The following is a 24,754-nucleotide window of genomic DNA, read 5'->3' as shown; positions in this document are numbered from 1 at the left end:
TCATGAACAAATTCATCAGAAATATTATCGCTTTTTCGCTAAAGAATAAAGCATTCACCTTTTTTTGGGTGGGATTATTGGCGGTTGCAGGATTTATTTCCTTTAAAAATATGCCAATTGATGCCTTTCCGGATGTAACAAATACTCAGATTATTATTATTACACAATGGAATGGAAAAAGTGCAGAAGAAGTAGAACGTTTTGTAACTTCTCCTATCGAGATCTCCATGAACTCGGTGCAAAAAAAGACCAGCGTTCGTAGTATTACCATGTTTGGATTATCTGTAATCAAAATTATTTTTGATGATGGAGTCGATGATACTTTTGCGCGTCAGCAGGTCAATAATTTATTAAAAAATGTCTCTCTTCCTGAAGATGTTGAACCAGATGTTCAGCCTCCGTACGGACCTACCGGAGAAATATTCAGATACATTGTAAAAAGTAACAGCAGAGATAGTAGAGAATTATTGACTTATCAAAACTGGGTTATAGATAAACAACTTCGTTCCGTTCCTGGTGTTGCCGATTTAAATGTTTTTGGAGGTCAAACTAAAACTTATGAAGTTGGTGTTGATCCTATCAAATTAGCAAAATACAACATTACACCACTACAAGTTTACAACGCTGTTAATGCAGGAAACTTAAATGTTGGTGGAGACATTATTGAAAAAAACGGACAAGCTTTTGTGGTTCGAGGTGTCGGGCTTCTGAAATCTATTCCGGATATTGAAAATATTATTGTTGATGACGCGGGCGGAAATCCTATTCTGGTAAAAAATGTTGCTTCGGTTTATGAAAGTTCGATGCCAAGAGTCGGGCAAACCGGAATTGGCAAAAACGATGATGCTGTTGAAGGAATTGTCGTGATGCGAAAAGGCGAAAATGCTCAGGAAACATTAGCCTTAATCAAAGATAAAATCAAGGATTTAAACGATAACGTTCTTCCGAAAGACATTAAAATAGAAACGTTTTACGATCGTGATAATTTGATGAATTTCACGACTGAAACTGTAATGCACAATTTGTTCGAAGGAATTATTCTGGTTACTTGTGTCGTATTTCTTTTCATGGCTGATTGGCGAACTACTTTTACTGTTTCGATTGTTATTCCGTTATCCTTATTATTTGCTTTTTTGTGTTTGAAGATGATGGGAATGAGCGCCAACTTACTGAGTTTAGGTGCAGTTGATTTCGGGATTATTATTGATGGCGCGGTGGTTATGGTCGAGGGATTGTTTGTGGTGTTGGACCACCGGGCGCATCAATTGGGAATGACGGCTTATAATAAAATTGCCAAAGGAAGTTTGATTAAAAAAACGGGAACTGAAATGGGTAAAGCTATTTTCTTTTCTAAATTAATCATCATTACTGCCTTATTGCCAATTTTCTCATTCCAGAAAGTAGAAGGAAAAATGTTCTCGCCCCTAGCCTATACTTTAGGTTTTGCTTTAATGGGAGCTTTACTTTTTACTTTGACGTTAGTCCCGGTTTTATCGCATATTCTTTTAAATAAAAATGTAAAGGAGAAAAATAATCCGTTTGTAAACTTCTGGGACAGAATTGTTGGAAAGGGATTTGCCTGGACATTCAAACACAAAGTAAAAACGCTGATTGCTTCTGTTGTCGTTTTAGTTGCCGTTTTCTTCTCGGCAAACTTTTTAGGAACCGAATTTCTTCCTCAGTTAAATGAAGGCGCTTTATGGGTAACGGCAGAATTACCAATGAGTACTTCGCTTCCTGAAAGTGTGAAAACTGCTTCAATGATTCGAAAAGATCTTGAAAGCTTCCCGGAAGTCAAAAATGTATTATCACAAACGGGTCGAAGCAACGACGGAACAGATCCAAATGGATTCGGATTTATTCAGCTTCAGGTTGATTTAAAACCTAAATCAGAATGGAAACGAAATATAAATATGGATGAATTAATTAATGAAATGGATAATAAACTAAAAGTGCATCAGGGAATTACCTATAATTATTCGCAACCCGTTATTGATAACGTAGCCGAATCTGTAGCTGGTTTTAAAGCTTCGAATGCAGTAAAAATTTATGGAGATGATTTGGATAAACTCGATGAATTATCAAATGAAGTTCTGGCAAAAATCAAAGATATTCCAGGTATAAAAGATGCCGGAATTCTTAGAAATGTTGGTCAGCCAGAAATCAGTGTGATTCTGGACAGAGAAAAAATGGCTGCTTATGGTGTGACATTAAATGATGCTCAAGCTGTTTTAGAATTGGCTTTTGGAGGAAAAACGGCAACTCAAAAATATGAAGACGAGAAAAAATTTGATGTGAGAGTACGTTTTTCTAAAGAATACCGTAAAGATGAAGAAGATTTGGCCGAACTTAAAGTTCCAACCATTAGTGGCGTTAAAATTCCGTTGAAAGAAATCTGCGACATTAAAACCGTAACGGGTCCAGCTTTCATTTACAGAGACAATACAAAACGTTTTATTGGTGTAAAATTCTCTGTTCGTGACCGCGATTTGGGAAGTACAATAGCCGAAGCACAGAAAAAAGTAGCCGAATTAAAAATGCCTTCAGGCTATACAACAGGATGGACAGGAGAATTTGAAAATCAGGTTCGTGCCAGTGCACGTTTGGCACAAGTCGTACCGATCAGTTTAATTGGAATATTTGTATTGCTGTTTATTTTATTCGGAAATATTAAAGATTCGTTACTTGTTTTGGCAAATGTTCCGTTTGCGATTATTGGAGGAATTATGGCGTTACATATTACCGGAATGAATTTTGGAATCTCTGCTGGTGTTGGTTTTATTGCCTTACTTGGAATTTGTATTCAAAATGGCGTTATTCTGATCTCTGAATTTCATCATAATCTAAAGGCCAAATTCACATTAGAAGAATCCATTTTTATGGGAGTAAAAGCCAGAACAAGAGCCGTAGTTATGACAGCGTTAATGGCATCGATAGGTTTAATGCCTGCTGCGATTTCAACCGGAATTGGTTCTGAATCACAAAAACCATTAGCTATTGTAATTATTGGAGGTTTAATTACAGCAACGATTTTAACGCTATTGGTTTTCCCAATTATATTTTGGGTTTTCAACCGCAAAAAACATGTTCCTATTGAGTAGTAAATTTAAAATTGATTAATTGGTTAAATTAGTTTGATTGGGTTAAAAAGAAAAAGCATCATTATTTTTAATGGTGCTTTTTTGATTTCATTACATTTTAGTTTAATATCTTGCATAACATCAATTAAACTATTTATGAAATATATCTACTTTTTAATAACGCTGTTTTCAATTTCATTATTAGCGTCAATCATAAATCCTAAAGAAGGATTTACCTGTTTTCTTGAAGTCATTCCGGCCATTATAGGATTTTTGATTTTAGCATTTACTTTCAAAAAATTCCGCTTTACAAATTTCACTTATACCTTGATATTGATACATTGTATAATTCTTTTTATCGGCGGACATTATACCTATGCTGAAGTGCCGTTTTTTGATTATATCAAAGAAGTATTCCATCAAAGCAGAAATAATTATGATAAGGTGGGGCATTTTGCCCAGGGATTTGTTCCGGCAATGATTATCAGAGAATTGTTCATTCGTAAACAAGTGATTAATAATAAAAGTTTTTTCAACTTTATTATTGTCAGCATTTGTTTGGCAATTAGTGCCGCTTATGAATTTATAGAATGGTTTGTTTCGCTTGTCACTGGCGAAGGAGGAGATTCTTTTTTAGGAACGCAGGGTTATATTTGGGACACGCAATCTGATATGTTGTATGCAACGATTGGTGCAATTACGGCGCTGATTTTGTTTTCGAAAATTCAGGACAATCAAATTCAGAAAATAGATTTTTAATTACTAGTGTAGCGTATAAATAAAAAACGACCTTCTGCTCAATGAAGGTCGTTTTGTGTACTAACTCAAACTCGATTTAAACTGTTATTTTAAATCTTTCAATAGTGCTATAGCATCAGTTGCATTAGACAATTGTGCATATTTAAATGCAGTGAAACCTTGTTCATTTTTATCTCCAGGACGAGCTCCATTTTCTAACAAAACTTTAATTATTTCAACTTTGTTATAACGCGCTGCGATCATTAAAGGTGTCATGTCTTCTGATTTCTCATTTACATCAGCACCGTAAGCGATAAATTTTTTAACTACTTCTACATCTCCTTTACTCACTGCTACGTGTAACGGAGCTGAGAAATTGTGCGAAACTTCAATTTTTGGATTCACTACTGTTGATGTGTGATTCGCTGCCATTGAAACATTGGCAAAAGCTACTAAAGCTACTCCTAAAATAATTACTGAATTTTTCATGTTGATTGATTGTTAAATTGATTGATTATTGATGATTTTTAAATTCTATGTAAATGTAATTCTAATTTTCGTATTATGCATTACCAAGTACCTTGTTTTAACTAATTTTTAACATTCATTTAATAAAAACCTAATAAACCCTTTTGAATGTTAAATTACCGTTTCATATATAGACGCTCGTTTATTCAATATGTTACAGTTTAAATCAAAAAAACATAAAAAATCTTATGAAATTTTTTAAATACTGTAAAATCAATCTTTAACTTTTTTAAATTTACTCATTGAATATTAGCAAAATAAACCAATACTAACCTTAAAATCATAGCTTATGCTTATCCTTAAAAGAATTTTACTAGTGCTGATATTACTAGTATCAGTTGTATTAATTGCTGCTTATTTTATGCCTAAAGATTATGCAGTACAAAGAGAAATTACCATCAATAAACCTGTTGATAGTGTTTTTAATTATGTAAGATATTTAAAAAAGCAAAACGATTTTAGCGTTTGGGCTAATATCGATCCCAAAATGAAATCCACTTATACCGGAACTGACGGATCTGTAGGCGCTATTGCGGCTTGGGAAAGTGATGTAAAAGATGTTGGAGTTGGAGAACAGGAAATTACCAAAATAACGGAAGGAAAACGTATTGACTTTGCACTGCGTTTTAAAGAGCCAATGAATGACACCGCTGTTGGTTTTATGTCTACAGAAGCTATTGCAGGAAATCAAACAAAAGTAAAATGGGGAATCAACGGTGTTTTTCCTTATCCGATGAATATCATGATGCCCATGATGAAAATGGATGCAATGCTTGGGAAAGATTTACAAAAAGGGCTTGAAAATTTAAAAGTCAAAATGGAGAAATAAAAGTTTAGCCACAGATTACCAAAATTAAAAGGATTATAAAATCTATTTAATCTGTGTAATCTGTGGCTAAAAACTTTTCAGACTTAAAATTTAAGCTTAAGCTTTACTATTCAGATAATCTAAAACATTTTTATTAATACGCTCATCGATACTATTGATATCTGCTTTTACGAATTTTTCTCCTAAAATATTCTCATATAATTCAATATATCTTTCTGAAACAGATTCGATATACTCATCTGACATATCCGGAATTTGTTGTCCTTCCTGACCCTGAAATCCATTTTCAATCAACCAACGACGTACAAACTCTTTTGATAATTGTTTTTGCTCCTCGCCTTTTTCCTGTCTTTCCTGATATCCATCAGCATAAAAATAACGTGAAGAATCCGGAGTATGGATTTCATCAATTAAAACAATAACACCCTCTTTTGTTTTTCCGAATTCATATTTTGTATCTACTAAAATCAAACCGCGGCTTGCAGCGATTTCAGTTCCGCGTTGAAATAAATCACGGGTATATTTTTCTAAAACAATATAATCTTCTTCGGTAACAATTCCTTTTGCTAAAATATCCTCACGAGAAATATCTTCATCATGAGAACCATTATCCGCTTTTGTAGTTGGCGTAATAATTGGCTCAGGAAACTTATCGTTTTCTTTTAAACCTTCTGCCATAGTTACACCACATATTTGTCTTTTTCCTGCAGCATATTCACGAGCTGCATGTCCTGAAACATAACCACGAATTACCATTTCTACTTTGAATGGATCACATAAATGCCCAACAGCAACGTTTGGATCTGGAGTAGCAATCAACCAATTTGGAACAATATCTTCGGTCAATTCCATAAATCTGGTTGCAATCTGATTTAGAATTTGTCCTTTGTACGGAATCCCTTTTGGTAAAACTACATCAAAAGCCGAAAGCCTGTCAGTTGCCACCATTACTAAAAGTTCGTCGTTAATATTGTAAACTTCTCTAACTTTTCCGCGATAAACTGATTTCTGATTGGGAAAACTAAAATTTGTCGTTGTGATTGTATTGCTCATTATCCTAAGTTGTGTTGTTGTTGTTTTACGAATGCAAATTTAAAACTAATTAAAAGAGCAAACAAGAAAGTATTCAGTTTTCAGTCGCAGTTTTCAGTTTTGATATAGTGGCTGAAAACTGCGACTGGAAACTATTTTTTAAGCAATGTTGAATTAAATAAGTTTAAAATTCTGCTATATTCATCAATCCAGGAATAGGTTTCTTTGAAACCATGCGTTTCTACAGGGAAAGATGCCAAACTCCAATTCTTTTTCTCCAATTCAATAAAACGCTGAGACAAACGTACAATATCTTTATATTCTACATTATCATCAACCATTCCGTGAAGCATCACTAAGTTTCCTTTTAGGTTATCTGCAAAATAAATTGGTGAGCTTTTTTTGTAAGCTTCAGGATCTGTTTCCGGGAAATTCAAAATGTTTCCAGTGTATCCGTGATTGTAATGTGCCCAATCTGTAACCGAACGTAATGCTGCTCCTGAAGTAAATTCGCCCGGAGTTGTCAACATTCCCATTAAAGTAATAAAACCACCGTATGAACCTCCATAAATACCAACTCTATTGGCATCAATACCATATTTCTCCACTAATAATTTCTTTCCGTCCAAATGATCAGATAAATCTTTTCCGCCCATAAAACGGTAAATTCCGGTTCTAAAATCTCTACCGTAACCATCACTTCCTCTGTAATCAATATCCAAAACTGTATAACCTAAATCGGTCAATAAATTATGGAACATGTATTCTCTGTAATAATTACTCCAGAAATTATGAGCATTTTGAAGATAACCGGCTCCGTGAACAAAAATTACAGCTGCTTTGTTTGCAACTTCAGCTTTAGGTGTATAAATTCTTGCATTAACAGGAGTTCCGTCTTGCGCTTTAAACGTTATTACCTCAGGAGTTCTCCATTGGTATTGCTTGAAAGACGCTGTAGTTGAAGAAGAAATTTGCTGTAGAGTTGTATTCTTCTTATTGTCGGCAACGTAAAAATCCCAAGGGATATTTTTATACGAATATCGAACTAATAATGATTTTTCGTCTGGCGAAAGCACCACTTCATGCGCTCCATCTTTGGTTAAAATGGGTTGTAAAACACCATCAGCAAGAGCTAATTTATAAAAATTTCTATTTCCAGGATGTGTAGTGTTTGTCGATAAGTAGAGTACTTTCTTATCTTTTGATAAAGTAACATCACGAACTTCCCAATTCCCTTGTGTTAATTGTGTTTTCTTTTTTGTCTTTACATTATAAGTATACAAATGAGAATATCCTGTAGCTTCAGATTGAAAATAAATGGTTTCATTATCAGCAAGGAAATCTAAATTTCCGGAAGAAAATGAATACCCCGGAATTCCAGGGCCGCCAATCCAGGCTTCGTCGTGTTGGTGTTCAATTTCTTCGAAAGTCCCTTTATCCAAATTTAAATTCACTAACCATCTGTCTTTGTTATCCTGACTTCTGATTTCAACAATAGCTAACGATCCGTCTTCGTTATAAACAGGTGCCTGAGGAACTATTAACTTATCTTCCTTTGGCTTGTTTTTTAAATTATCATACGTTTCATAATACTTGGGTGTATCCTGAAGATGACTTAAAGTCGAAAAATTCACATAATAAACCGAATCTTTAGCAATAGAATAAATTCCGAATTTAGTTTTTACAAAATTGTTTACTGAAACTTTCTCCTTCGTATCCGGAGTTTGGTTATAACCGTCAGCGGTTATAAAAACCTCCATCTTTTCTTTTTTTACTTCAGTATCTTCTATCAATCTAAAAGTGGCAAAATTTCCGTTTGGATTCACCTTTAGGTTATTAAAATTGTCTTTACCATAAAAATACTCTTTAGCAAAATCAGATTTTACCGCTTTGCTTTTCGCAAGATTCCATTGTTTTCTGGCTTCCTTATCTTTTATAAACTGAAATAATTCTTTTTGTTGCGTGTTTAAAAAAGTTTCTTTTTCAGGTTTTGTTTCTTTTTTAACTCCTTTGCTAAAATTGGTGATTTGCAAAACCGTCCCTTCTTTTGTATTGTATTTGAAGATGTTATCGTTTTGTGCAAAAAATAAAACTCCGGCTTGATATCCTAATTGTAAATTAGAAATTGGTGTTGATTGCTGAATTAATTTTTTACTTGTTTTCGATTGAATTGAATAGGAATACAAACTTCCCTTATCCAAATAATAAACAATATCAGATCCTGGTTTACTTTTAAAATCCATTTGAGAAAAAACAGCTTCTTTTGGCAATACAACTTCTGGTTTTGTCATTCCTTTTTGCCAAAAATAAGTACTTGTTCCTAATTCATCTTTCGGATTCCATTCAAAATAGACTTTCTTTCCGTCTAAAGACCAGCGTCCGTTTGTGGGTTGATTTCCAATAAAAGATTCACCTTTCATTATTTCTTCTAATTTTAGATTCTGACTTTTACCAGTAATCGAAAGAAATAAAAAGGCAAGGATAAAAATGTTTTTTGTCATGGTAGTAGTATTTTGAGAAAACAAAAATACACTTTGAAAATTATTAAAAAAATGTTTTTGTCAATTGCCCGCGAAATCCTTTATGAATCGTGCATTTAAAATAAAAAATCCCTGAAGAATTACCTTCAGGGATTGTATTTTTATTAAAAATTTAAAAATTCTAATTAACCCACCGCAAACTCTTTATTTAGAATTTTAGAAGAAATATATTTCGCTACACCATCTTCAGCATTTGTTTTAATAACCTCTAAATTAGGTAATGTTTCTTTCAATAAAGCTGGGGCATTTCCCATAATTAAACCTTTCCCTGAAGCAGATAACATTTGAACATCGTTGAAACCGTCTCCAAAAGAAACCGCTTCTTCTAAAGTAAATCCTTCTTTTTCTAAAACTCTCTCGATTGCAACTGCTTTATCTATAGCTTTATCCATAAATTCCAAACAAGTTGGCAAACTGAAAGCATGGTGTAAATGTTCTGAAGAATTGGCTAAAATGGCATCTTTTAACTTTACTAATTTTTCATGATCATCACACGAAAAGAAAATTTTGATAGCGCCAAAATCTTCCAACGTTTTATAATCAACCAATTCTGGTTTATATTTTAGTTCGGTCTGAAATGCATTTAGTTTTTCACTTATTCGATTAGTCTGCCAAACATTTTCTTTGAATAAAACCACTGTAATTTCAGGGTCTATTTCAACGTTTAAAGCATTTTTCACAACCTCACTATCTAAGTTGAATGAAAATAGTTCTTCTTTATTCGGCGAATGGATTCTTGCTCCGTTTGAACTCACCAGATAAACCGGAACTTCAAGTGTTTCAATAATTGCCATAGCATCAAGGTGATGACGGCCTGTAGCGACAACGATAAGATAATTTTGATTGTGAAGTTCCTGAAAAATTGATTTGGTATAATCTGAAATTTTGTGTTGAGGGTTGAGTAAAGTTCCGTCAAGGTCACTTACTACAACTTTTATATTTTTAAGCTTAGTCATATTAAATATCAAGTATTTATGAAATGCAAATTTACGAATTTACACTTAGAAGAGCAAAGATTGTAAGCTGGAAAAGCCCTAAATGAGCGAAGTTTATTATTTATTTAACTATTTCGTTAAATATTGAATTATAAACAATTTAAACTTTTATAATTCCGGATTTGTATAAATTTAATGCTTTTTGAATAATGGTTTCAATTTGTTCCAAGGGCAAATCTTCATCAGCATCAAACAACATTATTTTCATTCTGGAACGTGCTTCCTGAAGCAAAAAGGATTCATCAAAATGTTTTCCTTCCACAATTCCAATATAAGGCTGTTTGTATTTTTTATGAATCCATAAATAGCAGAACATTTTTCCTTTGTAACAAAAAAAGGGCATTCCGTATTTCAGAACATGCGTGATGTCTTTGTCTTGTTTTAGGATAATTTCTCTTAATGCAAGAAACACACCTTTTAGAGGTTCTTCTTGTTTTAAGTAGAAATCATCTAGTTGTTTCATTTTTTTAAATGTTTTTCTGTGTTTTTTTGCCACAGATTAAAATAATTTACACAGATTTTTTCGCCACGAATTTCGCAAATTTACACGAATTTATTTGTGCTAATTTGCGAAATTCGTCGCAAAAAAAGAATTAAGAAATCCATTTAATCTTATAATCTGTGGCAAAAATTTCATAATTTTATTTGAAATAATGCTGTCAAAAAAAAATATTCGTTTTCCACATTTTTTAAATTATGTAGAAAACGAATATTAGTAAATGTCAAAACACATTTCACGATTTACATTTGACATTTTATAAAATTAATCGTGATTTTCTATTTGTTTATAGGCGTCAATTACCTTTTTCACTAATCTGTGACGTACGATATCTTTATCATCCAGATAAATAATTCCGATTCCGTCAACATCTTTTAGCACCAAAATCGCTTCTTTAAGACCGGAAATAGTTCTGCGTGGTAAATCGACCTGTCCAGGATCTCCCGTAATCATAAATTTGGCGTTTTTTCCCATACGGGTCAAAAACATTTTCATTTGTGAGTGGGTAGTATTCTGTGCTTCATCGAGAATTACAAAGGCGTTATCAAGTGTGCGCCCACGCATAAATGCCAGTGGCGCAATCTGAATAATTCCTTTTAAAATGTAATCTTCGAGTTTTTCGTTCGGGAGCATGTCGCGCAAAGCATCATAAAGCGGCTGCATGTAAGGATCCAGTTTTTCTTTCATATCGCCGGGCAAAAAACCAAGATTTTCTCCTGCTTCTACCGCTGGTCGGGTAAGTATGATCCTTTTTACTTCTTTGTCTTTAAGCGCTTTTACCGCCATTGCAACACCGGTATAAGTTTTACCGGTTCCGGCAGGTCCAACAGCAAATACCATATCATTTTTTTTGATGGTATCTACCAATAGCTGCTGGTTAGGCGTCATGGCCTTAATTATTTTACCTCCAACACCATGAACTAATATTTTGTCATGATCGTATGATTTTTTTTCATCCTGACCATCACTCATAATTACGCGTTCAATTACATTATCGTCAATGTTGTTGTATCGGGTAAAATGGAGCATTAACCTTTGAAATCTTTTTTCGAATTCATCTAAAACTTCTTTTTCGCCAAATGCTTTTAAAGTCGTCCCTCTTGCTACTATTTTAAGCTTTGGGTAGTACTTTTTAATTATTTCAAGATGAGTGTCTTGAGCGCCCCAAAAGTCTTTTGGAGCGATGTCTATTAGCTCGATAATTCTCTCGTTCAAATGAGGTAGTTTTAAATTAAAAATAAATTTGTTTTGTAAATCTATTGTTGTCGGGTATTTTTTTTGAGTAACAGTTTTCAGTCACAGTCACAGTTTTGATGGTTTCAATTCACAAGCTTTTTTAACAAACTGGAAACTGAAACTATAAACTGAGACTAAATTTGTAAATTGTCTTTTCTTTCTTTCAATTTGTATTTAGTATTATTAGATTTGCATTTCTCAAATTTAATGAAAATTAGATTTAAATACTACCAATAGTTATAAACAAAATTATGTCAATAATTACCCTTACTACTGATTACGGCTTAAAAGACCACTTTGTTGGTTCGCTAAAGGGTAAAATTCTTTCTGAATATTCAGAGGTTCAAATTATTGACATTTCACATGACATAGATCCGTTTAACACAGCCGAAGCAAGTTATGTTATTGGCGCTTCCTATTTAAGCTTTCCAAAAGGAACCGTACATCTTATTGGTGTTGACATTGAGCGTAATAAAGAAAATCAGCATATTGCCATGCAATGGAACGATCATTATTTTATTTGTGCTGATAATGGAATCCTGAGTATGCTTACGCAGAAAATCGTTCCACAAAAAATTGTTGAAATCAACATTCACGATCGTTTTCCGATTGAATTCAGCGATTTGGATATTTTTATACAAGTGGCCTGCCACATTGCAAAAGGCGGTTTATTGAATGTTATCGGTAAAGAAGTTCCTGGAATTAAACAGATTACCGAATTACAGGCTGTGGTTGCTAATGATGGAAATTCACTAAAAGGATATGTTATTTATATTGACCATTTTGGAAATATTGTGACCAACATCTCAAAACAGCAATTTATAGAAGTTGCCAAAGGCCGGCCGTACGAAATTGTGATGAAGCCTAAAAGCATCAAAACCATTTTACCTAATTATTCAGCGATTGCAACATCTGATAAATATCCAATCAAAACTTATGAAGGAGAAAAATTAGCCATTTTTAATGAAGCCGGTTTTCTTGAGATTGCCATTTTTAGAAGTAATCCTTCAAAAGTGGGTTCTGCAAATAGTTTGTTGGGGTTGAATTATCGTGATGTGATTACGGTTCAGTTTTTGTAAAAATTTCAGATTTTAGATTAATTGGTACGCAAATCAAATTGATTTAAACAGATTTGCACAGATTGTTTATTTGCTTTTAGTCATTAAAAATAAACAGATTATTCATTTCAATATAAACATAGCCCGCGGTTTCAACAGTGGGGACGCATTCTAATCCACATGGTAATGCGCATCATGATAGACACGGTGTCCCCACTGTTGAAACCGCGGGCTATGTTTGAAATATTATGGCACATTGGGAACGGAAAAAGTATGACCTTATAATATTTTATTTTTTCTTAAAAAGAACAATCAATTTTGGTACTTTTGCGCGCGTATTGCAGATTTTCAATCTAAAATCTGCAATCTAAAATCTAAAATCACAAACATGTTTGTTCGAATAGTAAAAATGAGTTTTCACGAAGAAAAAATTCCTGATTTTCTGGAGAATTTTGAAACCGTGAAGGACAAAATACGAAAAGCTGAAGGAAATCGTTTTCTAGAATTGTATCAGGATAAAAATGATAAATGCATATTTTTTACTTACAGTTATTGGGAAACCGAAGCTGATTTAGAAAACTATAGACAATCTGAACTTTTTAATTCCGTTTGGGACTTTACTAAAAAACTATTCAATGCAAAACCGGAAGCCTGGAGTGTGGACAAATTGGTTAGCTTAAATTAGTTTCAAATTCAATATTGACTTAACCGCAAGGTCCGCAAAGATTTACGCAAAGTTCACAATTTGAAACTTTAAACAAAAAGCAATTCAACGATTAAACAAATAAACGAATAAACGTTAAACATGAAATCAATCATTTTACGAGAAATAAAATCCTTTTTTGGATCTCCTATTGGCTATTTGGTCATTGCTATTTTCCTTATTAGCAACGGACTCTTTTTATGGGTTTTTGAAGGAGATTATAACATTTTAAATACCGGTTATGCCGATTTGACTCCGTTTTTCACTTTAGCGCCATGGATCCTGATTTTCCTGATTCCGGCAGTTACGATGAGAAGTTTCTCAGACGAAAAAAAACAAGGCACATTAGAGTTGCTTTTAACTAAACCATTATCGATTTGGGAAATTGTAAACGGTAAATTTTTGGGTTCGCTATTCCTGATCGTTTTAGCGATTATTCCAACTTTTATTTATGTAAAAGTGATTTCAAATTTAGGCTTACCTGAAGGAAATATTGATATGGGAAGCACTATTGGTTCTTATTTCGGATTATTATTTTTGATTGCTTCTTATTCCGCAATTGGAATCTTTACTTCTACCCTTTCAGAAAATCAAATTGTCGCTTTTATCATTGCCGTTTTTCTTTGTTTTTTCTTTTATTTTGGTTTTCAGGGTTTGGCTTCGTTGATTCCTGGAGAATCTAATATTGTTTCGGCATTTGGTATGCAGGATCACTTTAAAAGTATGAGCCGTGGCGTGATCGATACGCGTGATGTAATTTATTTCTTAAGCATTACCATATTGTTTTTGTCTTTTACTGTTTATCAATTAAAATCTTTTAAAGCGTAATGAAAGCATCTACTCAACAAAATATCAAGATATTAGGTATTACCGTTTTCGTTTTAATTGTTTTAAATGTGTTGGGAACTTTGTTTTTCCACCGATTCGATTTAACCAAAGACAAACGCTATACTTTATCTGAAACTTCTTTACAAATTATAAAACAAGTTAAGAATCCGCTTTCGATAAAAATCTATATGCAGGGCGATTTGCCGGCAGATTTCAGACGTTTACAACTTGAAACCAAACAATTATTAGAAGAATTTCAAGCTTATAACAGTAATATTGTTTTCGAATTCGTCAATCCAATGGAAAACGAAGACGAAAGCATGGAAATAGTAAAATCACTTTATCAAAAAGGATTAACGCCAATAAACATTACTGTTGACGATAAAGGAAAACAGTCTCAGGCTATGGTTTTTCCGTGGGCAATCGCAGTTTATGACAATAAAGAAGTCAATATTCCATTGTTGAAAAATATCATGGGTGCTTCAACTACGGAGAAAGTAATTGGTTCTATTCAGCATTTAGAATATTCGATCGCTGACGCTATTAATAAAATTACTAAAGCCAAACAAAAGAAGGTTGCTTTTATAAAAGGGAATGGCGAAATGAACGAGATTCATGTTGCCAAAATGTTGAGACAAATCAAAGAAAGTTATTATATAGGGCCATTCACATTAGATTCCGTTACAAAAAATCCAACCGGGACTTTAGACGCACTGAAAAAATATGATTTAGCCATTATCTCAAAACCAACTGAAACTTTTTCTGACGAAGAAAAACAGGTTTTGGATCAGTTTATCATGAATGGAGGAAAAACGTTATGGTTGATTGATCAGGTTTCTGCTGATATGGATAGTTTGTATAATCAATCGGGTGCAACTCTTGCCTATCCAAGAGATTTAAATCTGAATGATATGTTCTTTAAATACGGATTCAGAATCAATCCTGATTTAGTAAAAGACGAATACGGAAGCCCAATAAAACTGGCTACCGGAGAACAAGGAAGCGCGACTCAATATCAGGAATTTAAATGGAAATATGCGCCTATTGTAATACCTTCCGGCAAACATCCAATCGTTAAAAATTTGGGCGAAATCAAATTTGATTTTGCCAGTCCGATTGACACTTTGAAAAACGGAATCAAGAAAACAGTTTTATTGCAGTCGTCCCAATATTCTAAGAAAATTGGAACTCCAACTGAAATCAATTTGAATATTGTAACCGAGCAAACTACTCCGCAAGAATATTTAAATAAAGGAAACTCAGCGTTGGCTGTTTTATTAGAAGGAGATTTCCATTCGGCTTTTGAGAATCGCGTTTTACCTTTTAAAGAAAGTGCATTTCAGGCGAAAGGAAAACCAAATAAAATGATTGTAATTGCTGATGGCGATTTGGCCCGAAATCAATTGGATAAAAACATGATGCCGGTAGAATTAGGTTATGATCAGCGTACAGGAAATTTATACGACAACAAAGATTTTATGATGAATTGCATCAATTATTTGTTAGACGATACAGGACTTATTAACATTAGAAGTAAAGATGTTGATTTGCCTTTATTAGATAAAGATAAAGTTTATGAAAACTATACGATGACACAATTCATAACTATCGGACTTCCAATTCTAATTTTATTGGTTTTTGGACTTGGATTTACTTATATGAGAAAAAGAAAATACAGCAAATAGATGTTAATAAAAAAATTGTAAAACTAAGATAGTTTACGATATATTTGTAATCCGTATATTTAGCCTCTAATTGCTAAAAAACACATCAAAAAATAAAACAAAACAGATGAAATTTATAGTATCGAGTTCGTACTTATTAAAACAATTACAAGTTTTAGGAAGTGTAATTAACAGTAACAATACGTTGCCAATTTTAGACAACTTTTTATTTGAACTAGACAATGATGCTTTAATAGTTTCGGCTTCAGATCTTGAAACTACAATGTCGGCTACATTATCAATCGATTCTAAAAGTAAAGGAAGCGTAGCTGTGCCTGCAAAACTTTTGCTTGAAATTTTAAAAACGTTTCCGGAACAGCCTTTGACTTTTACAGTTGAAGATAATAATACAGTTGAAATCAGCTCTAATTCAGGAAAATATGCATTAGCATATGCTGCCGGAGAAGAATTTCCAAAATCTGTAAATCTTGAAGATCCATCTGTAACTTTAGTTCCTGCCGATGTTTTAGCAACTGCGGTAAGTAAAACTATTTTTGCTGCCGGAAATGATGATTTACGTCCGGTAATGTCTGGAGTTTTCTTTCAGTTTTCACCAGAAGGATTAACTTTTGTAGCTACTGACGCTCATAAATTAGTAAAATACGCCCGTACAGATGTAAAAGCATCTCAGGTTGCTGATTTTATTATGCCAAAGAAACCTTTGAATATCTTAAAAAGTATTTTAGGAAGTTCTGACGCCGAAGTAAAAATTGAATACAACGATTCGAATGCGACTTTCTCATTTGACAATTATATCTTAATGTGTCGTTTGATTGATGGAAAATATCCAAATTACGAAGCGGTAATTCCAAAAGAAAATCCAAACAAATTAATGATTGACCGTTCTTTATTTTTAAGTTCAGTTAAGCGTGTTGCCATTTTCTCAAACAAAACAACACACCAAATTCGTTTAAAAATTGCAGGAGCTGAATTAAATGTTTCTGCAGAAGATATTGATTACTCAAACAAAGCAGAAGAAAGATTGACTTGTGATTATCAGGGAGATGATCTTCAAATTGGTTTCAACTCCCGTTTTTTAACTGAAATGTTGACTAACTTGCAATCAGACATGATTATGTTAGAGATGTCATTGCCTAACAGAGCCGGGATCCTTACACCAGTAGATGGTTTAGAAGAAGGAGAAACTGTTACAATGTTGGTAATGCCTGTAATGTTAAATAGTTAACATCAAAACTTCTTTTTGTTACAGGGATTTTTTTTAGTTTCGAATTAAAGACATATCATTGTAAAAAAAAATATCGCTATTAACCAACCATTTTTTATACCTAGGAACCGCAATTCTTTTTAAAAGATTTGCGGTTTTTTATTTGGAACTGTTTTGTTTCAGGTTTCAAGTTCACTTTGAAATTTAACTACAGAGCGCGCAAAGTTCTTTTTGGACATAGATTGAACTCAAAAACACAGAGTTCACAAAGCTTTGTGGACTCTGTGTTTTTAAAAATCCTGAGAATAGAAAAAACTTTGCGCGCTCTGTGGTTAAACTCTACACAAGCCATTCAACTTGAAACCTGAAACTTGAAACCTAAAACAAATTTTTCTTTAACTTTGTACTTATGAAAATAGAAATTTGGTCGGACATCATGTGTCCGTTTTGTTATATCGGAAAAAGGCAATTGGAATCGGCTTTGGCAGAATTTCCAAATGATAAATTTGAAATTGAATGGAAAAGCTTTCAGCTTGATCCAACTATTGAACCACAATCAGGAAAAGACGTTTATACGTTTTTAGCCGAACGAAAAGGCATTTCAGTTGAACAATCTATAGAAATGCATAAAGGTGTCACAGAACGCGCAAAAAACGTTGGTTTGGATTATTATTTTGAAAAAGCTATTATTTCGAATTCACTAACAGCACATCGTATAATTCATTTGGCGAAAACTAAAAAACTGGGTGATGAAATGGAAGAGATTTTCTTTAAAGCTTATTTTACTGAAGGAAAAGATTTAAACGATGCTGAAACTTTAATTGAATTGGCTGTTAAAGCTGGTTTAGATTCAAATGAAGTTAAGGAAATCGTAGAAAATGAAAACCTTTATCTAAGCGATGTAAAAGGCGATATTAAAGAAGCTCAGGAAATTGGCGTGCAAGGTGTTCCGTTTTTTGTTTTTGATCGAAAATATGCTGTTTCCGGTGCTCAGCCGGTCGAGGCTTTTGTGAATACGATTCGAGAGGTGCAGAAGTAATTTTAGAATATAGAGAATAGAAAATAGAATAAAGAGAATGGATTTTGTATTTGTGGATAATTTGCGGAAGTTCTTCATTTTTAGAAATGACAAACTAAACGCAGAAATTATAATTCTTAGACTTAGCGCAGAGTGAAAACTGTTCAAAAATCAAAATCTATATTCTATTTTCTATTCTCTATATTCTATTCTCTTTATTCTATTTTCTATTCTCTTTATTCTATATTCTAAAATCTAAAATCCTAGATAACTCCCATTTTCTGCATCAAAAATGTAGCGCTTTTATTTTTGCAAATCCCATTACGGAGTTTGTAATCAAAGTGGAGTTCGTTGTTTTTGATTTCGACTTCAAAACATTGATTCGTTAGGATATCAGGATAATCATTTGTTGTGAGACAAACTTCAATATCATGAGTTGCTATTGCCCCTATTGCATTTTTAGCAATGATTTTTTTAACCACCTCAATAGTACCGTTGCGTTTATCATCAGAATTGGTTCCTCTTAAAATTTCATCTAATAAAACAAAAGCCGGCTTTTCTTCTAAAGCATCCATGATTTGTTTTAAACGCTTAATTTCGGCAAAAAAGTAGGATTCACTATCCGCTAATGAATCAGATAAACGCATTGAAACTAAAACTGGAAGTGGATGAATGTTAGCTTTTGAAGCACAAACAACTGAACCGATTCCGCCAAGAACCATATTCACACCCAAACTTCTTAGAAAAGTACTTTTTCCGGACATATTAGAACCCGTTAAAATCACAAACGATTCCGGATAAAAATGGGTATCATTCCCTACTCTGGTTATCGGATTTAAAAGAGGATGCTCCAAATCTGAAAATCCAATTTTATATTCTGAATTAATTTCAGGAAAAACAAAATCAGGGTTATTATAAGCCAAATTTGCCAGACTGTTTAAAGTCTCAAATTCACCAATGATAGTAACCCATCTCTCTAGTTCTTCAGAATAGTTTTCCTTCCATTTTAAAAGTGCTCTTAAAACATGCAGATTGAACAAAAAGGTTCCGTTAAACACAATTGCAGTTACCAAGTTGCTTATAGTATCCATTCTTGAGAACAATTCTGATAATTGTTTCAAATGCACACTGGCAGTTGCATTTTTAAAAATTAGCTGTTGCTGCAAATCAATCAGTTTTTTTGATTGAAAAGATTCTTTTTCAATTTTTTCAACTAATAAGCTGTATTGTTTTATGATTTTATCAACGTTATCAGCTTTTGCAATTTCTGATTGAATTCGTTTGAATGACTTTCCTAAAACCATCAAATTAGCAATAAAAACATACGTCAAATAAGATAATAAAATGATTTTTGAAGTAATAAAATAAGCCGTTAAAACTCCAAAAAACAAAATTGGAAGCGCCAATGAGAATACAACTAAAGCTTTAGGTAAAGTATTATTTTTAAATGAATTCCAATATAATATAGAATCATACGACGCTTTTGAATCATTACTGATTGTAGCCAACGCTAAAAAATCGTGTCGCCAGTCAATTTTTGTTTTAAGTTCATTTACCGCTTCCTGATTTTTAAAAATTACTTCATTAGGAAGCTGAGTCAATAATTGGTTGGCTAATGTCTTTTTCCCAATATAAGTGGCAGTTCTATTCAGATTTTGAAACAGGGAATGTTCTCCAAAAATATCTAAATCGTATGCATAAGGATGATGAAAATCGTTGAATTCAATTCCGTTTTCAAAAGGAAGTTTTTCTCTTTTTAGAAAAGCAATTTCATTTTTATTGATTTGTAAAAGCGCTGTGGTTAATTGTTTTTGGAAAGACAATCTGGAATGCACCCGCATTAAAAAAATAAAACCAACAAAAGACAGAAAAGCAAGTCCTACATAAAGAGTTTCACTGGTTTTGATGTAATAAAACAACATAAACAAACAGAGAAAAGCACTTAATAAACGTAGTAAACTTATGCTATTATATCTTTTATTGATTTTACTAAAAAGTTCAGAATAATGCTCAACTTTATTTTGATATGCTTCCATTTTTTAAATTTAATGAAGGACAAATATAAGCTTTACACTTCCAAAATTATAATTTATAATAATAGATCGATTTTATTGATTTTCGTGCATTACCAAAACAGGAACAGAAACTTCTTTTGCAATTTTTTTTGTAAATCCGGAATCAAAAATACCTTCAAAAAAAGATCGTTTGTGTGTAATCGTTGTCAAAATATCAATGTCTTTGTAAAGAATAAAATCAAGAATAGTTTCTTTTACATCATCACTTGGTAGTACTAAAAACTCCACATTGTCATTTGCAAACTCTCTTTCCCATTCTTTAAAAATAGTATCTGGCACATCTGAATTCGAAGTTTTAACATATAAACTTTTAACTTTTGCATTGGTTTTTCTGGCAATCTCCAAAACTTTTCTAAGTTCTATTTTATCTTTTTCGCGATAACGAGTAGTAAAACCAATGATTTTTATTTTGTTAAATTTTGCGGTAACAGGAATACATAAAACAGGAACTTTAACCTCAGAAATAACCGAATTTGTATTGGATCCTGTAAAAAACTTGGTCCAGTCCGAAACACCGGTTGTTCCCATAATTACAAAATCTATTTTATCTTCTTCAACGGCATTTTTCAAATTATAGATTAGATCGCCATCCATCAATCGATGTTTGATTACAATAGCTTCTAAATTTCTTTCAATGGCTATTGTTCTCAATTTTGGAATTTCATCTTTGAACATTTCAAACTTCGCCAATTCTATTGAGCTGTAAATAGAAGCGTAATTTTCAGGGAAAAACTGGCTGTCATAAACCGGAATCTCGAAAGTATGTAACAAAATAAGTTCGGCATCGACAATCTTTGCAAATTCTAAAGCATGAACAAAGGCATTTGTAGCGGCTTCAGAAAAATCTGTGGGAAATAATATCTTTTTCATTTTATTTAGAATTAGAGTGTTGTTCTCTCAAATTTAATCATTCTAAAAACAAAACAACCTGATAATTATCAGTAATTTAACATTTAATATTTCTTTAAAATATTACTTTTAAAAAGACAGGAACGAGATATGCAACTCTACTTGGTCTACGAAACTTTATCCCTTTTTTTATACCTTTGCAGCATGATAAATCAAGATTCTATAGTTGCATTAGCCACTCCATCCGGAGCCGGAGCTATTGCTATCATTCGTATTTCAGGTTCCGAGGCTATCACTATCGGGAATTCGGTTTTTAAATCCATCAAAAATAAAGACTTAACCAAACAAAAAACACATACTTTGCATTTGGGTCATATTGTAGATGATTCAAAAACATTGGATGAAGTATTAGTTTCTGTTTTCAAAGGACCAAATTCATACACCGGTGAAGATACGATTGAAATTTCATGTCACGGGTCCACTTATATTCAGCAACAAATCATTCAATTATTATTGAGAAAAGGTTGTAGAATGGCTGATGCTGGAGAATTTACATTGAGAGCTTTCTTAAATGGAAAGCTTGATTTATCACAGGCAGAAGCAGTTGCAGATTTAATTTCATCTGATAACGAAGCTTCGCATCAAATTGCAATGCAACAAATGCGTGGTGGTTTTAGTAATGAAATTGCCAAATTACGCGAAGAACTTTTGAATTTCGCTTCACTAATTGAATTAGAACTAGACTTTGCAGAAGAAGATGTTGAATTTGCAGACCGAACTCAATTTCATGAATTATTAAACCGAATCGAATTTGTCCTGAAACGTTTAATTGATTCATTTGCTGTCGGAAACGTGATTAAAAATGGTATTCCAGTTGCGATTGTTGGAGAACCAAATGTGGGGAAATCGACCTTGTTAAATGCTCTTTTAAACGAAGAACGCGCCATTGTTTCTGACATTGCCGGAACAACCCGAGATACTATCGAAGATGAATTGGTAATTGGCGGAATTGGTTTTAGATTTATTGATACTGCGGGAATCCGCGAAACAAAAGATGTCGTAGAAAGCATTGGAATCAAAAAAACATTCGAAAAAATCGAACAAGCACAAGTGGTTATTTTTTTATTTGATAGTTCAGAGTTTAAAGTTTCAGGCTTGAAATTAAAAGTGGAGCTTGAAAAAATCAAAAATCAATTCCCTTTAAAACCATTAGTTGTTATAGGAAATAAATCTGATAAGCTATCAGAAATTGAAATTGTAAACTTAAAATCTGACATTCCTGAAATCTTAATGCTTTCTGCAAAAGAAAACATTGGTGTTGATGAATTAAAAAATCAATTACTTTCTTTTGTTAATACCGGAGCTCTACGAAATAATGAAACAATTGTAACGAATACAAGACATTATGATTCCTTATTGAAAGCTTTGGATGAGATACAAAAAGTAAAATTCGGTCTTGAAACGAATCTTTCCAGCGACTTGATTGCACTGGATATTCGTGAAGCATTGTACCAATTTGGGCTTATTACCGGTCAAGTTAGCAATGACGAATTGTTAGGGAATATTTTTGCTAATTTCTGTATCGGGAAGTAGATTTCACAAAACATCACAAAATAAAACAAAGAATCCCAGTTAAAATGTTATAAAACAGCATCTTAACTGGTATTCTTCTTTCTGTTTATATAGTTTTATTTGCAGATAGTTTGTTCCTTTTTGTACCATTATTGTACCACGAAAATATTTTTCCGCATATGGATTTTTTTTTGGCCAAATCATGACACAATGAGACACACATAGACACAATGGGACACTTAAAGCCACATTCTATGAGTACGAACATCAAGATTAAAAGAATTTGCGAATTCTGTCAAAACGAATTCATCGCAAAAACAACCAAGACCCAATACTGCTCGCTAAAATGCAGCAGCAGGGCCTACAAAGCAAGGACAAGGCAGTCCAAGATCGATCAGAGCAATAAACAGACTGAGATTGCCAAAAATCCAATCCTTGAAGCGGTAAGGGTAAAAGATTTCCTGAGCATTAAACAGGCAGGTCTTCTTTTTGGAATAAGCAGAAGCACAATTTACAGACTAGTTAGCAGAGGACATCTGGACATTGGAAAGTTTGGCAAACGGACAGTTATCCGAAGATGTGATCTTGATTCCTTTTTTGCACTACCTGCAGAGGATTTGCTTTTAAAACCAAAACAACAATTTCCAGGCTTTGAGAATTGCTATACAATAACGGAGATTCAACAGAAATTCAATATTTCTTCTGGTGCACTCTACTTCTTGATTCAGCGCCATGGCATTGTTAAGTATGCGATTGGAAAATTTACCTATGTCGCCAAACAGGATATTGATATAATTTTTAATGCAGTGTAAAGATGAAAAATATAAATGTAACGCTTAGAAAAAGAACGCTGCCAAGTGGAAAGATTACGTTATATCTTGATTTTTTCCTCGCAGTGTACAATCCTAAAACTCGCGAATTTTCTCGAAGAGAATATTTAGGCTTATATCTGGTTTCAAAACCAAAAAGTAATATAGACAAAGAAATGAATTTAGAGAATTTTTGCAAAGCGGAAATTATTTGTGCAAATAGGCTTAATGAACTCAATAAGCAGCAAATATATACCCCATTTGAGCAGGAGCGGCTTCGTTTGATTGAGATTGGTAAAATGTCATTTCTAAAGTATTTAAAACTAACAGCAGAAAGTAAAATTGGTATTAACAGTGAAATATGGAAATCGGCAATTACTCACTTTGAAATGTTTCTTAAGAATGAGGATATATTGATGCGGGAAATTGATGTCACAGTTATTGAAGATTTTAGGGAATATATCTTAAAGGCAAAAAGTTTAAGAAAAAATAAAAAGCTCTTGGCTCAAAACACTGCCCTGTCCTATTTCAACAAGATCAAAGCAACTCTTAAAAAAGCTTACAAGAAAGGATTCTTGCAAACTGATGTTAATGCTGCGGTTGAAAGCATAAAAGAACAGGAGTCTCAAAGAAATTTCTTAACTATGGAAGAAGCTTCAAGGTTGTTTAGGACACCTTGCAAAAACGAGATTGTCAAACGCGTCAGCATGTTTTCCATGTTGACCGGAATACGATACTCAGACATTTCTAAACTTACATGGGAAGAAGTGCAATACAGTAAAAATGAAGGATATTATATAAGGTTTAAGCAGCAGAAAACTGATCGGCCCTTGACCCTACCGATTTCTGAGGAAGCGGTAGAATTCTTAGGTCCGGAAAGAATGAAGCATGGGAAGATCTTTCATAATTTAAAAAAATGGGATTTTGACCGTTTGATACCTTTATGGGTCAGGGATGCATCAATTGAGAAACACATCACTTTTCACTGCTTTCGACATACGTATGCAACATTACAAATGGCCGCTGGTACAGATATCTTTACTGTCTCTAAGATGCTGGGGTGTTAACAGTTCTATTAATGTATTTTGATAAAATCAGTAATTGCCAGAAACTAAAAGCCAAAATAGCGCTAAAGACAGTTGCTATTAAAAATACTGATAATTCATAATCCGGACAAAACTGCTTCTGATGATTGCGGCAGTTTTCGCACTCCAGGCAGGAATCTACCATTACACCAACTCCCACAATTTCATGACCGGGAACCATCGGGAAAAGACCCGGAAACTAGTCATTTTTTATAGAGTGAAGATCCGAGTGGCATACCCCCGCAGTATAAAATATCGATCAGTACATCATTCTGAGTAAGATCTCTTCGTTGAAATTCCCATGGAGCCAAATTAGATGCAGCATTCTGGGCTGCATAACCTTTTGATTGTATCATATTTTTATATTTAATTATCTGATTACAAAGACCCT

21 protein-coding genes are annotated in these 24,754 nt (G+C 33.2%); 12 read left to right on the top strand and 9 right to left on the bottom strand.

Annotation, left to right across the window (positions count from 1 at the left end):
- Nucleotides 1–2 precede the first annotated feature (2 nt).
- Both IHE43_RS13425 and IHE43_RS13420 read left to right on the top strand, forming a co-directional pair.
- Entirely contained in the window at nt 3–3,101 is a 3,099-nt protein-coding gene (locus IHE43_RS13425; protein ID WP_192184356.1) for an efflux RND transporter permease subunit, read from the top strand.
- 135 nt (nt 3,102–3,236) lie between these two features.
- On the top strand, nt 3,237–3,839 hold the full coding sequence (locus tag IHE43_RS13420; RefSeq protein ID WP_192184355.1) for a DUF2238 domain-containing protein: 603 nt from the start codon (nt 3,237–3,239) through the stop codon (nt 3,837–3,839).
- A gap of 84 nt (nt 3,840–3,923) precedes the next feature.
- Here IHE43_RS13420 and IHE43_RS13415 read toward each other — a convergent pair whose 3' ends face one another.
- Nucleotides 3,924–4,307: an ankyrin repeat domain-containing protein gene (locus IHE43_RS13415; protein WP_192184354.1), complete on the bottom strand. Its 384-nt coding sequence runs from the start codon at nt 4,305–4,307 to the stop codon at nt 3,924–3,926.
- A gap of 328 nt (nt 4,308–4,635) precedes the next feature.
- Between IHE43_RS13415 and IHE43_RS13410 the strand changes: the two genes are divergently transcribed.
- Nucleotides 4,636–5,175 carry an SRPBCC family protein gene (locus IHE43_RS13410; RefSeq protein WP_192184353.1) on the top strand — a complete coding sequence of 180 codons (540 nt, stop codon included), beginning with the start codon at nt 4,636–4,638 and terminating at the stop codon, nt 5,173–5,175.
- Nucleotides 5,176–5,271: 96 nt separating this feature from the next.
- Here IHE43_RS13410 and IHE43_RS13405 read toward each other — a convergent pair whose 3' ends face one another.
- The 5 genes from IHE43_RS13405 to IHE43_RS13385 form a co-directional block, all read right to left on the bottom strand.
- A complete protein-coding gene (locus tag IHE43_RS13405) occupies nt 5,272–6,228 on the bottom strand; it encodes a phosphoribosylaminoimidazolesuccinocarboxamide synthase (protein WP_192184352.1) in 957 nt (318 codons plus the stop codon).
- Nucleotides 6,229–6,359: 131 nt separating this feature from the next.
- Nucleotides 6,360–8,708: a prolyl oligopeptidase family serine peptidase gene (locus tag IHE43_RS13400; RefSeq protein ID WP_192184351.1), complete on the bottom strand. Its 2,349-nt coding sequence runs from the start codon at nt 8,706–8,708 to the stop codon at nt 6,360–6,362.
- A 164-nt stretch (nt 8,709–8,872) separates the two neighbouring features.
- Nucleotides 8,873–9,703: a Cof-type HAD-IIB family hydrolase gene (locus IHE43_RS13395; RefSeq protein WP_192184350.1), complete on the bottom strand. Its 831-nt coding sequence runs from the start codon at nt 9,701–9,703 to the stop codon at nt 8,873–8,875.
- 139 nt (nt 9,704–9,842) lie between these two features.
- The gene (locus IHE43_RS13390) at nt 9,843–10,205 is read right to left on the bottom strand and encodes a DUF1801 domain-containing protein (protein ID WP_192184349.1); all 363 of its coding nucleotides are present in this window, start codon (nt 10,203–10,205) and stop codon (nt 9,843–9,845) included.
- A 300-nt stretch (nt 10,206–10,505) separates the two neighbouring features.
- Nucleotides 10,506–11,456, bottom strand: coding sequence for a PhoH family protein (locus IHE43_RS13385; RefSeq protein ID WP_192184348.1), 951 nt, complete (start codon nt 11,454–11,456; stop codon nt 10,506–10,508).
- A 272-nt stretch (nt 11,457–11,728) separates the two neighbouring features.
- On the opposite strand from IHE43_RS13385, the gene IHE43_RS13380 reads away from it, so the two are divergent.
- From IHE43_RS13380 to IHE43_RS13355, 6 genes are all read left to right on the top strand, one after another.
- Nucleotides 11,729–12,556, top strand: a complete 828-nt coding sequence (locus IHE43_RS13380) for an S-adenosyl-l-methionine hydroxide adenosyltransferase family protein (RefSeq protein ID WP_192184347.1) — start codon at nt 11,729–11,731, stop codon at nt 12,554–12,556.
- 367 nt (nt 12,557–12,923) lie between these two features.
- Entirely contained in the window at nt 12,924–13,220 is a 297-nt protein-coding gene (locus IHE43_RS13375) for a putative quinol monooxygenase (protein WP_192184346.1), read from the top strand.
- 120 nt (nt 13,221–13,340) lie between these two features.
- Nucleotides 13,341–14,066, top strand: a complete 726-nt coding sequence (gldF, locus tag IHE43_RS13370; RefSeq protein ID WP_192184345.1) for a gliding motility-associated ABC transporter permease subunit GldF — start codon at nt 13,341–13,343, stop codon at nt 14,064–14,066.
- Nucleotides 14,066–15,751 (top strand): gliding motility-associated ABC transporter substrate-binding protein GldG, encoded by a 1,686-nt coding sequence (gene gldG / locus IHE43_RS13365; RefSeq protein WP_192184344.1) that lies wholly within the window; start codon nt 14,066–14,068, stop codon nt 15,749–15,751. The genes gldF and gldG overlap by 1 nt, the downstream gene beginning before the upstream one ends.
- A 106-nt stretch (nt 15,752–15,857) precedes the next feature.
- Nucleotides 15,858–16,976, top strand: coding sequence for a DNA polymerase III subunit beta (gene dnaN / locus IHE43_RS13360; protein WP_192184343.1), 1,119 nt, complete (start codon nt 15,858–15,860; stop codon nt 16,974–16,976).
- Between the two features lie 388 nt (nt 16,977–17,364).
- A complete protein-coding gene (locus tag IHE43_RS13355) occupies nt 17,365–17,994 on the top strand; it encodes a DsbA family protein (RefSeq protein ID WP_192184342.1) in 630 nt (209 codons plus the stop codon).
- Nucleotides 17,995–18,236: 242 nt separating this feature from the next.
- Here IHE43_RS13355 and IHE43_RS13350 read toward each other — a convergent pair whose 3' ends face one another.
- On the bottom strand, nt 18,237–20,009 hold the full coding sequence (locus tag IHE43_RS13350) for a DNA mismatch repair protein (RefSeq protein WP_192184341.1): 1,773 nt from the start codon (nt 20,007–20,009) through the stop codon (nt 18,237–18,239).
- 72 nt (nt 20,010–20,081) lie between these two features.
- Nucleotides 20,082–20,918, bottom strand: a complete 837-nt coding sequence (locus tag IHE43_RS13345) for a universal stress protein (protein WP_192184340.1) — start codon at nt 20,916–20,918, stop codon at nt 20,082–20,084.
- Nucleotides 20,919–21,101: 183 nt separating this feature from the next.
- Here IHE43_RS13345 and mnmE point away from each other — a divergent pair, with 183 nt between their 5' ends.
- The 3 genes from mnmE to IHE43_RS13330 all read left to right on the top strand — a co-directional run bounded on the left by mnmE (nt 21,102) and on the right by IHE43_RS13330 (nt 24,345).
- A complete protein-coding gene (gene mnmE, locus IHE43_RS13340; protein ID WP_192184339.1) occupies nt 21,102–22,490 on the top strand; it encodes a tRNA uridine-5-carboxymethylaminomethyl(34) synthesis GTPase MnmE in 1,389 nt (462 codons plus the stop codon).
- Between the two features lie 233 nt (nt 22,491–22,723).
- A complete protein-coding gene (locus IHE43_RS13335) occupies nt 22,724–23,281 on the top strand; it encodes a helix-turn-helix domain-containing protein (protein ID WP_192184338.1) in 558 nt (185 codons plus the stop codon).
- A gap of 2 nt (nt 23,282–23,283) precedes the next feature.
- Complete coding sequence (locus IHE43_RS13330; RefSeq protein WP_192184337.1) at nt 23,284–24,345, top strand: site-specific integrase; 1,062 nt, start codon at nt 23,284–23,286, stop codon at nt 24,343–24,345.
- 221 nt (nt 24,346–24,566) lie between these two features.
- Here the strand turns inward: IHE43_RS13330 and IHE43_RS23975 are convergent, their stop codons facing one another.
- Nucleotides 24,567–24,719 carry a hypothetical protein gene (locus IHE43_RS23975; RefSeq protein ID WP_192184336.1) on the bottom strand — a complete coding sequence of 51 codons (153 nt, stop codon included), beginning with the start codon at nt 24,717–24,719 and terminating at the stop codon, nt 24,567–24,569.
- Between the last annotated feature and the right edge of the window lie 35 nt (nt 24,720–24,754).

The sequence above is a fragment of the Flavobacterium sp. MDT1-60 genome, assembly GCF_014844035.1.
Taxonomy (GTDB): domain Bacteria; phylum Bacteroidota; class Bacteroidia; order Flavobacteriales; family Flavobacteriaceae; genus Flavobacterium.
This window is presented reverse-complemented; position numbering and strand designations above follow the sequence as displayed.

What these genes read in the sequence shown, in the direction of transcription:
- IHE43_RS13425 (WP_192184356.1), top strand. Translation starts at nt 3, where the DNA reads ATGAACAAATTCATCAGAAATATTATCGCTTTTTCGCTAAAGAATAAA.
- IHE43_RS13420 (WP_192184355.1), top strand. Translation starts at nt 3,237, where the DNA reads ATGAAATATATCTACTTTTTAATAACGCTGTTTTCAATTTCATTATTA.
- IHE43_RS13415 (WP_192184354.1), bottom strand. Translation starts at nt 4,307, where the DNA reads ATGAAAAATTCAGTAATTATTTTAGGAGTAGCTTTAGTAGCTTTTGCC.
- IHE43_RS13410 (WP_192184353.1), top strand. Translation starts at nt 4,636, where the DNA reads ATGCTTATCCTTAAAAGAATTTTACTAGTGCTGATATTACTAGTATCA.
- IHE43_RS13405 (WP_192184352.1), bottom strand. Translation starts at nt 6,228, where the DNA reads ATGAGCAATACAATCACAACGACAAATTTTAGTTTTCCCAATCAGAAA.
- IHE43_RS13400 (WP_192184351.1), bottom strand. Translation starts at nt 8,708, where the DNA reads ATGACAAAAAACATTTTTATCCTTGCCTTTTTATTTCTTTCGATTACT.
- IHE43_RS13395 (WP_192184350.1), bottom strand. Translation starts at nt 9,703, where the DNA reads ATGACTAAGCTTAAAAATATAAAAGTTGTAGTAAGTGACCTTGACGGA.
- IHE43_RS13390 (WP_192184349.1), bottom strand. Translation starts at nt 10,205, where the DNA reads ATGAAACAACTAGATGATTTCTACTTAAAACAAGAAGAACCTCTAAAA.
- IHE43_RS13380 (WP_192184347.1), top strand. Translation starts at nt 11,729, where the DNA reads ATGTCAATAATTACCCTTACTACTGATTACGGCTTAAAAGACCACTTT.
- IHE43_RS13375 (WP_192184346.1), top strand. Translation starts at nt 12,924, where the DNA reads ATGTTTGTTCGAATAGTAAAAATGAGTTTTCACGAAGAAAAAATTCCT.
- gldF (WP_192184345.1), top strand. Translation starts at nt 13,341, where the DNA reads ATGAAATCAATCATTTTACGAGAAATAAAATCCTTTTTTGGATCTCCT.
- gldG (WP_192184344.1), top strand. Translation starts at nt 14,066, where the DNA reads ATGAAAGCATCTACTCAACAAAATATCAAGATATTAGGTATTACCGTT.
- dnaN (WP_192184343.1), top strand. Translation starts at nt 15,858, where the DNA reads ATGAAATTTATAGTATCGAGTTCGTACTTATTAAAACAATTACAAGTT.
- IHE43_RS13355 (WP_192184342.1), top strand. Translation starts at nt 17,365, where the DNA reads ATGAAAATAGAAATTTGGTCGGACATCATGTGTCCGTTTTGTTATATC.
- IHE43_RS13350 (WP_192184341.1), bottom strand. Translation starts at nt 20,009, where the DNA reads ATGGAAGCATATCAAAATAAAGTTGAGCATTATTCTGAACTTTTTAGT.
- IHE43_RS13345 (WP_192184340.1), bottom strand. Translation starts at nt 20,918, where the DNA reads ATGAAAAAGATATTATTTCCCACAGATTTTTCTGAAGCCGCTACAAAT.
- mnmE (WP_192184339.1), top strand. Translation starts at nt 21,102, where the DNA reads ATGATAAATCAAGATTCTATAGTTGCATTAGCCACTCCATCCGGAGCC.
- IHE43_RS13335 (WP_192184338.1), top strand. Translation starts at nt 22,724, where the DNA reads ATGAGTACGAACATCAAGATTAAAAGAATTTGCGAATTCTGTCAAAAC.
- IHE43_RS13330 (WP_192184337.1), top strand. Translation starts at nt 23,284, where the DNA reads ATGAAAAATATAAATGTAACGCTTAGAAAAAGAACGCTGCCAAGTGGA.
- IHE43_RS23975 (WP_192184336.1), bottom strand. Translation starts at nt 24,719, where the DNA reads ATGATACAATCAAAAGGTTATGCAGCCCAGAATGCTGCATCTAATTTG.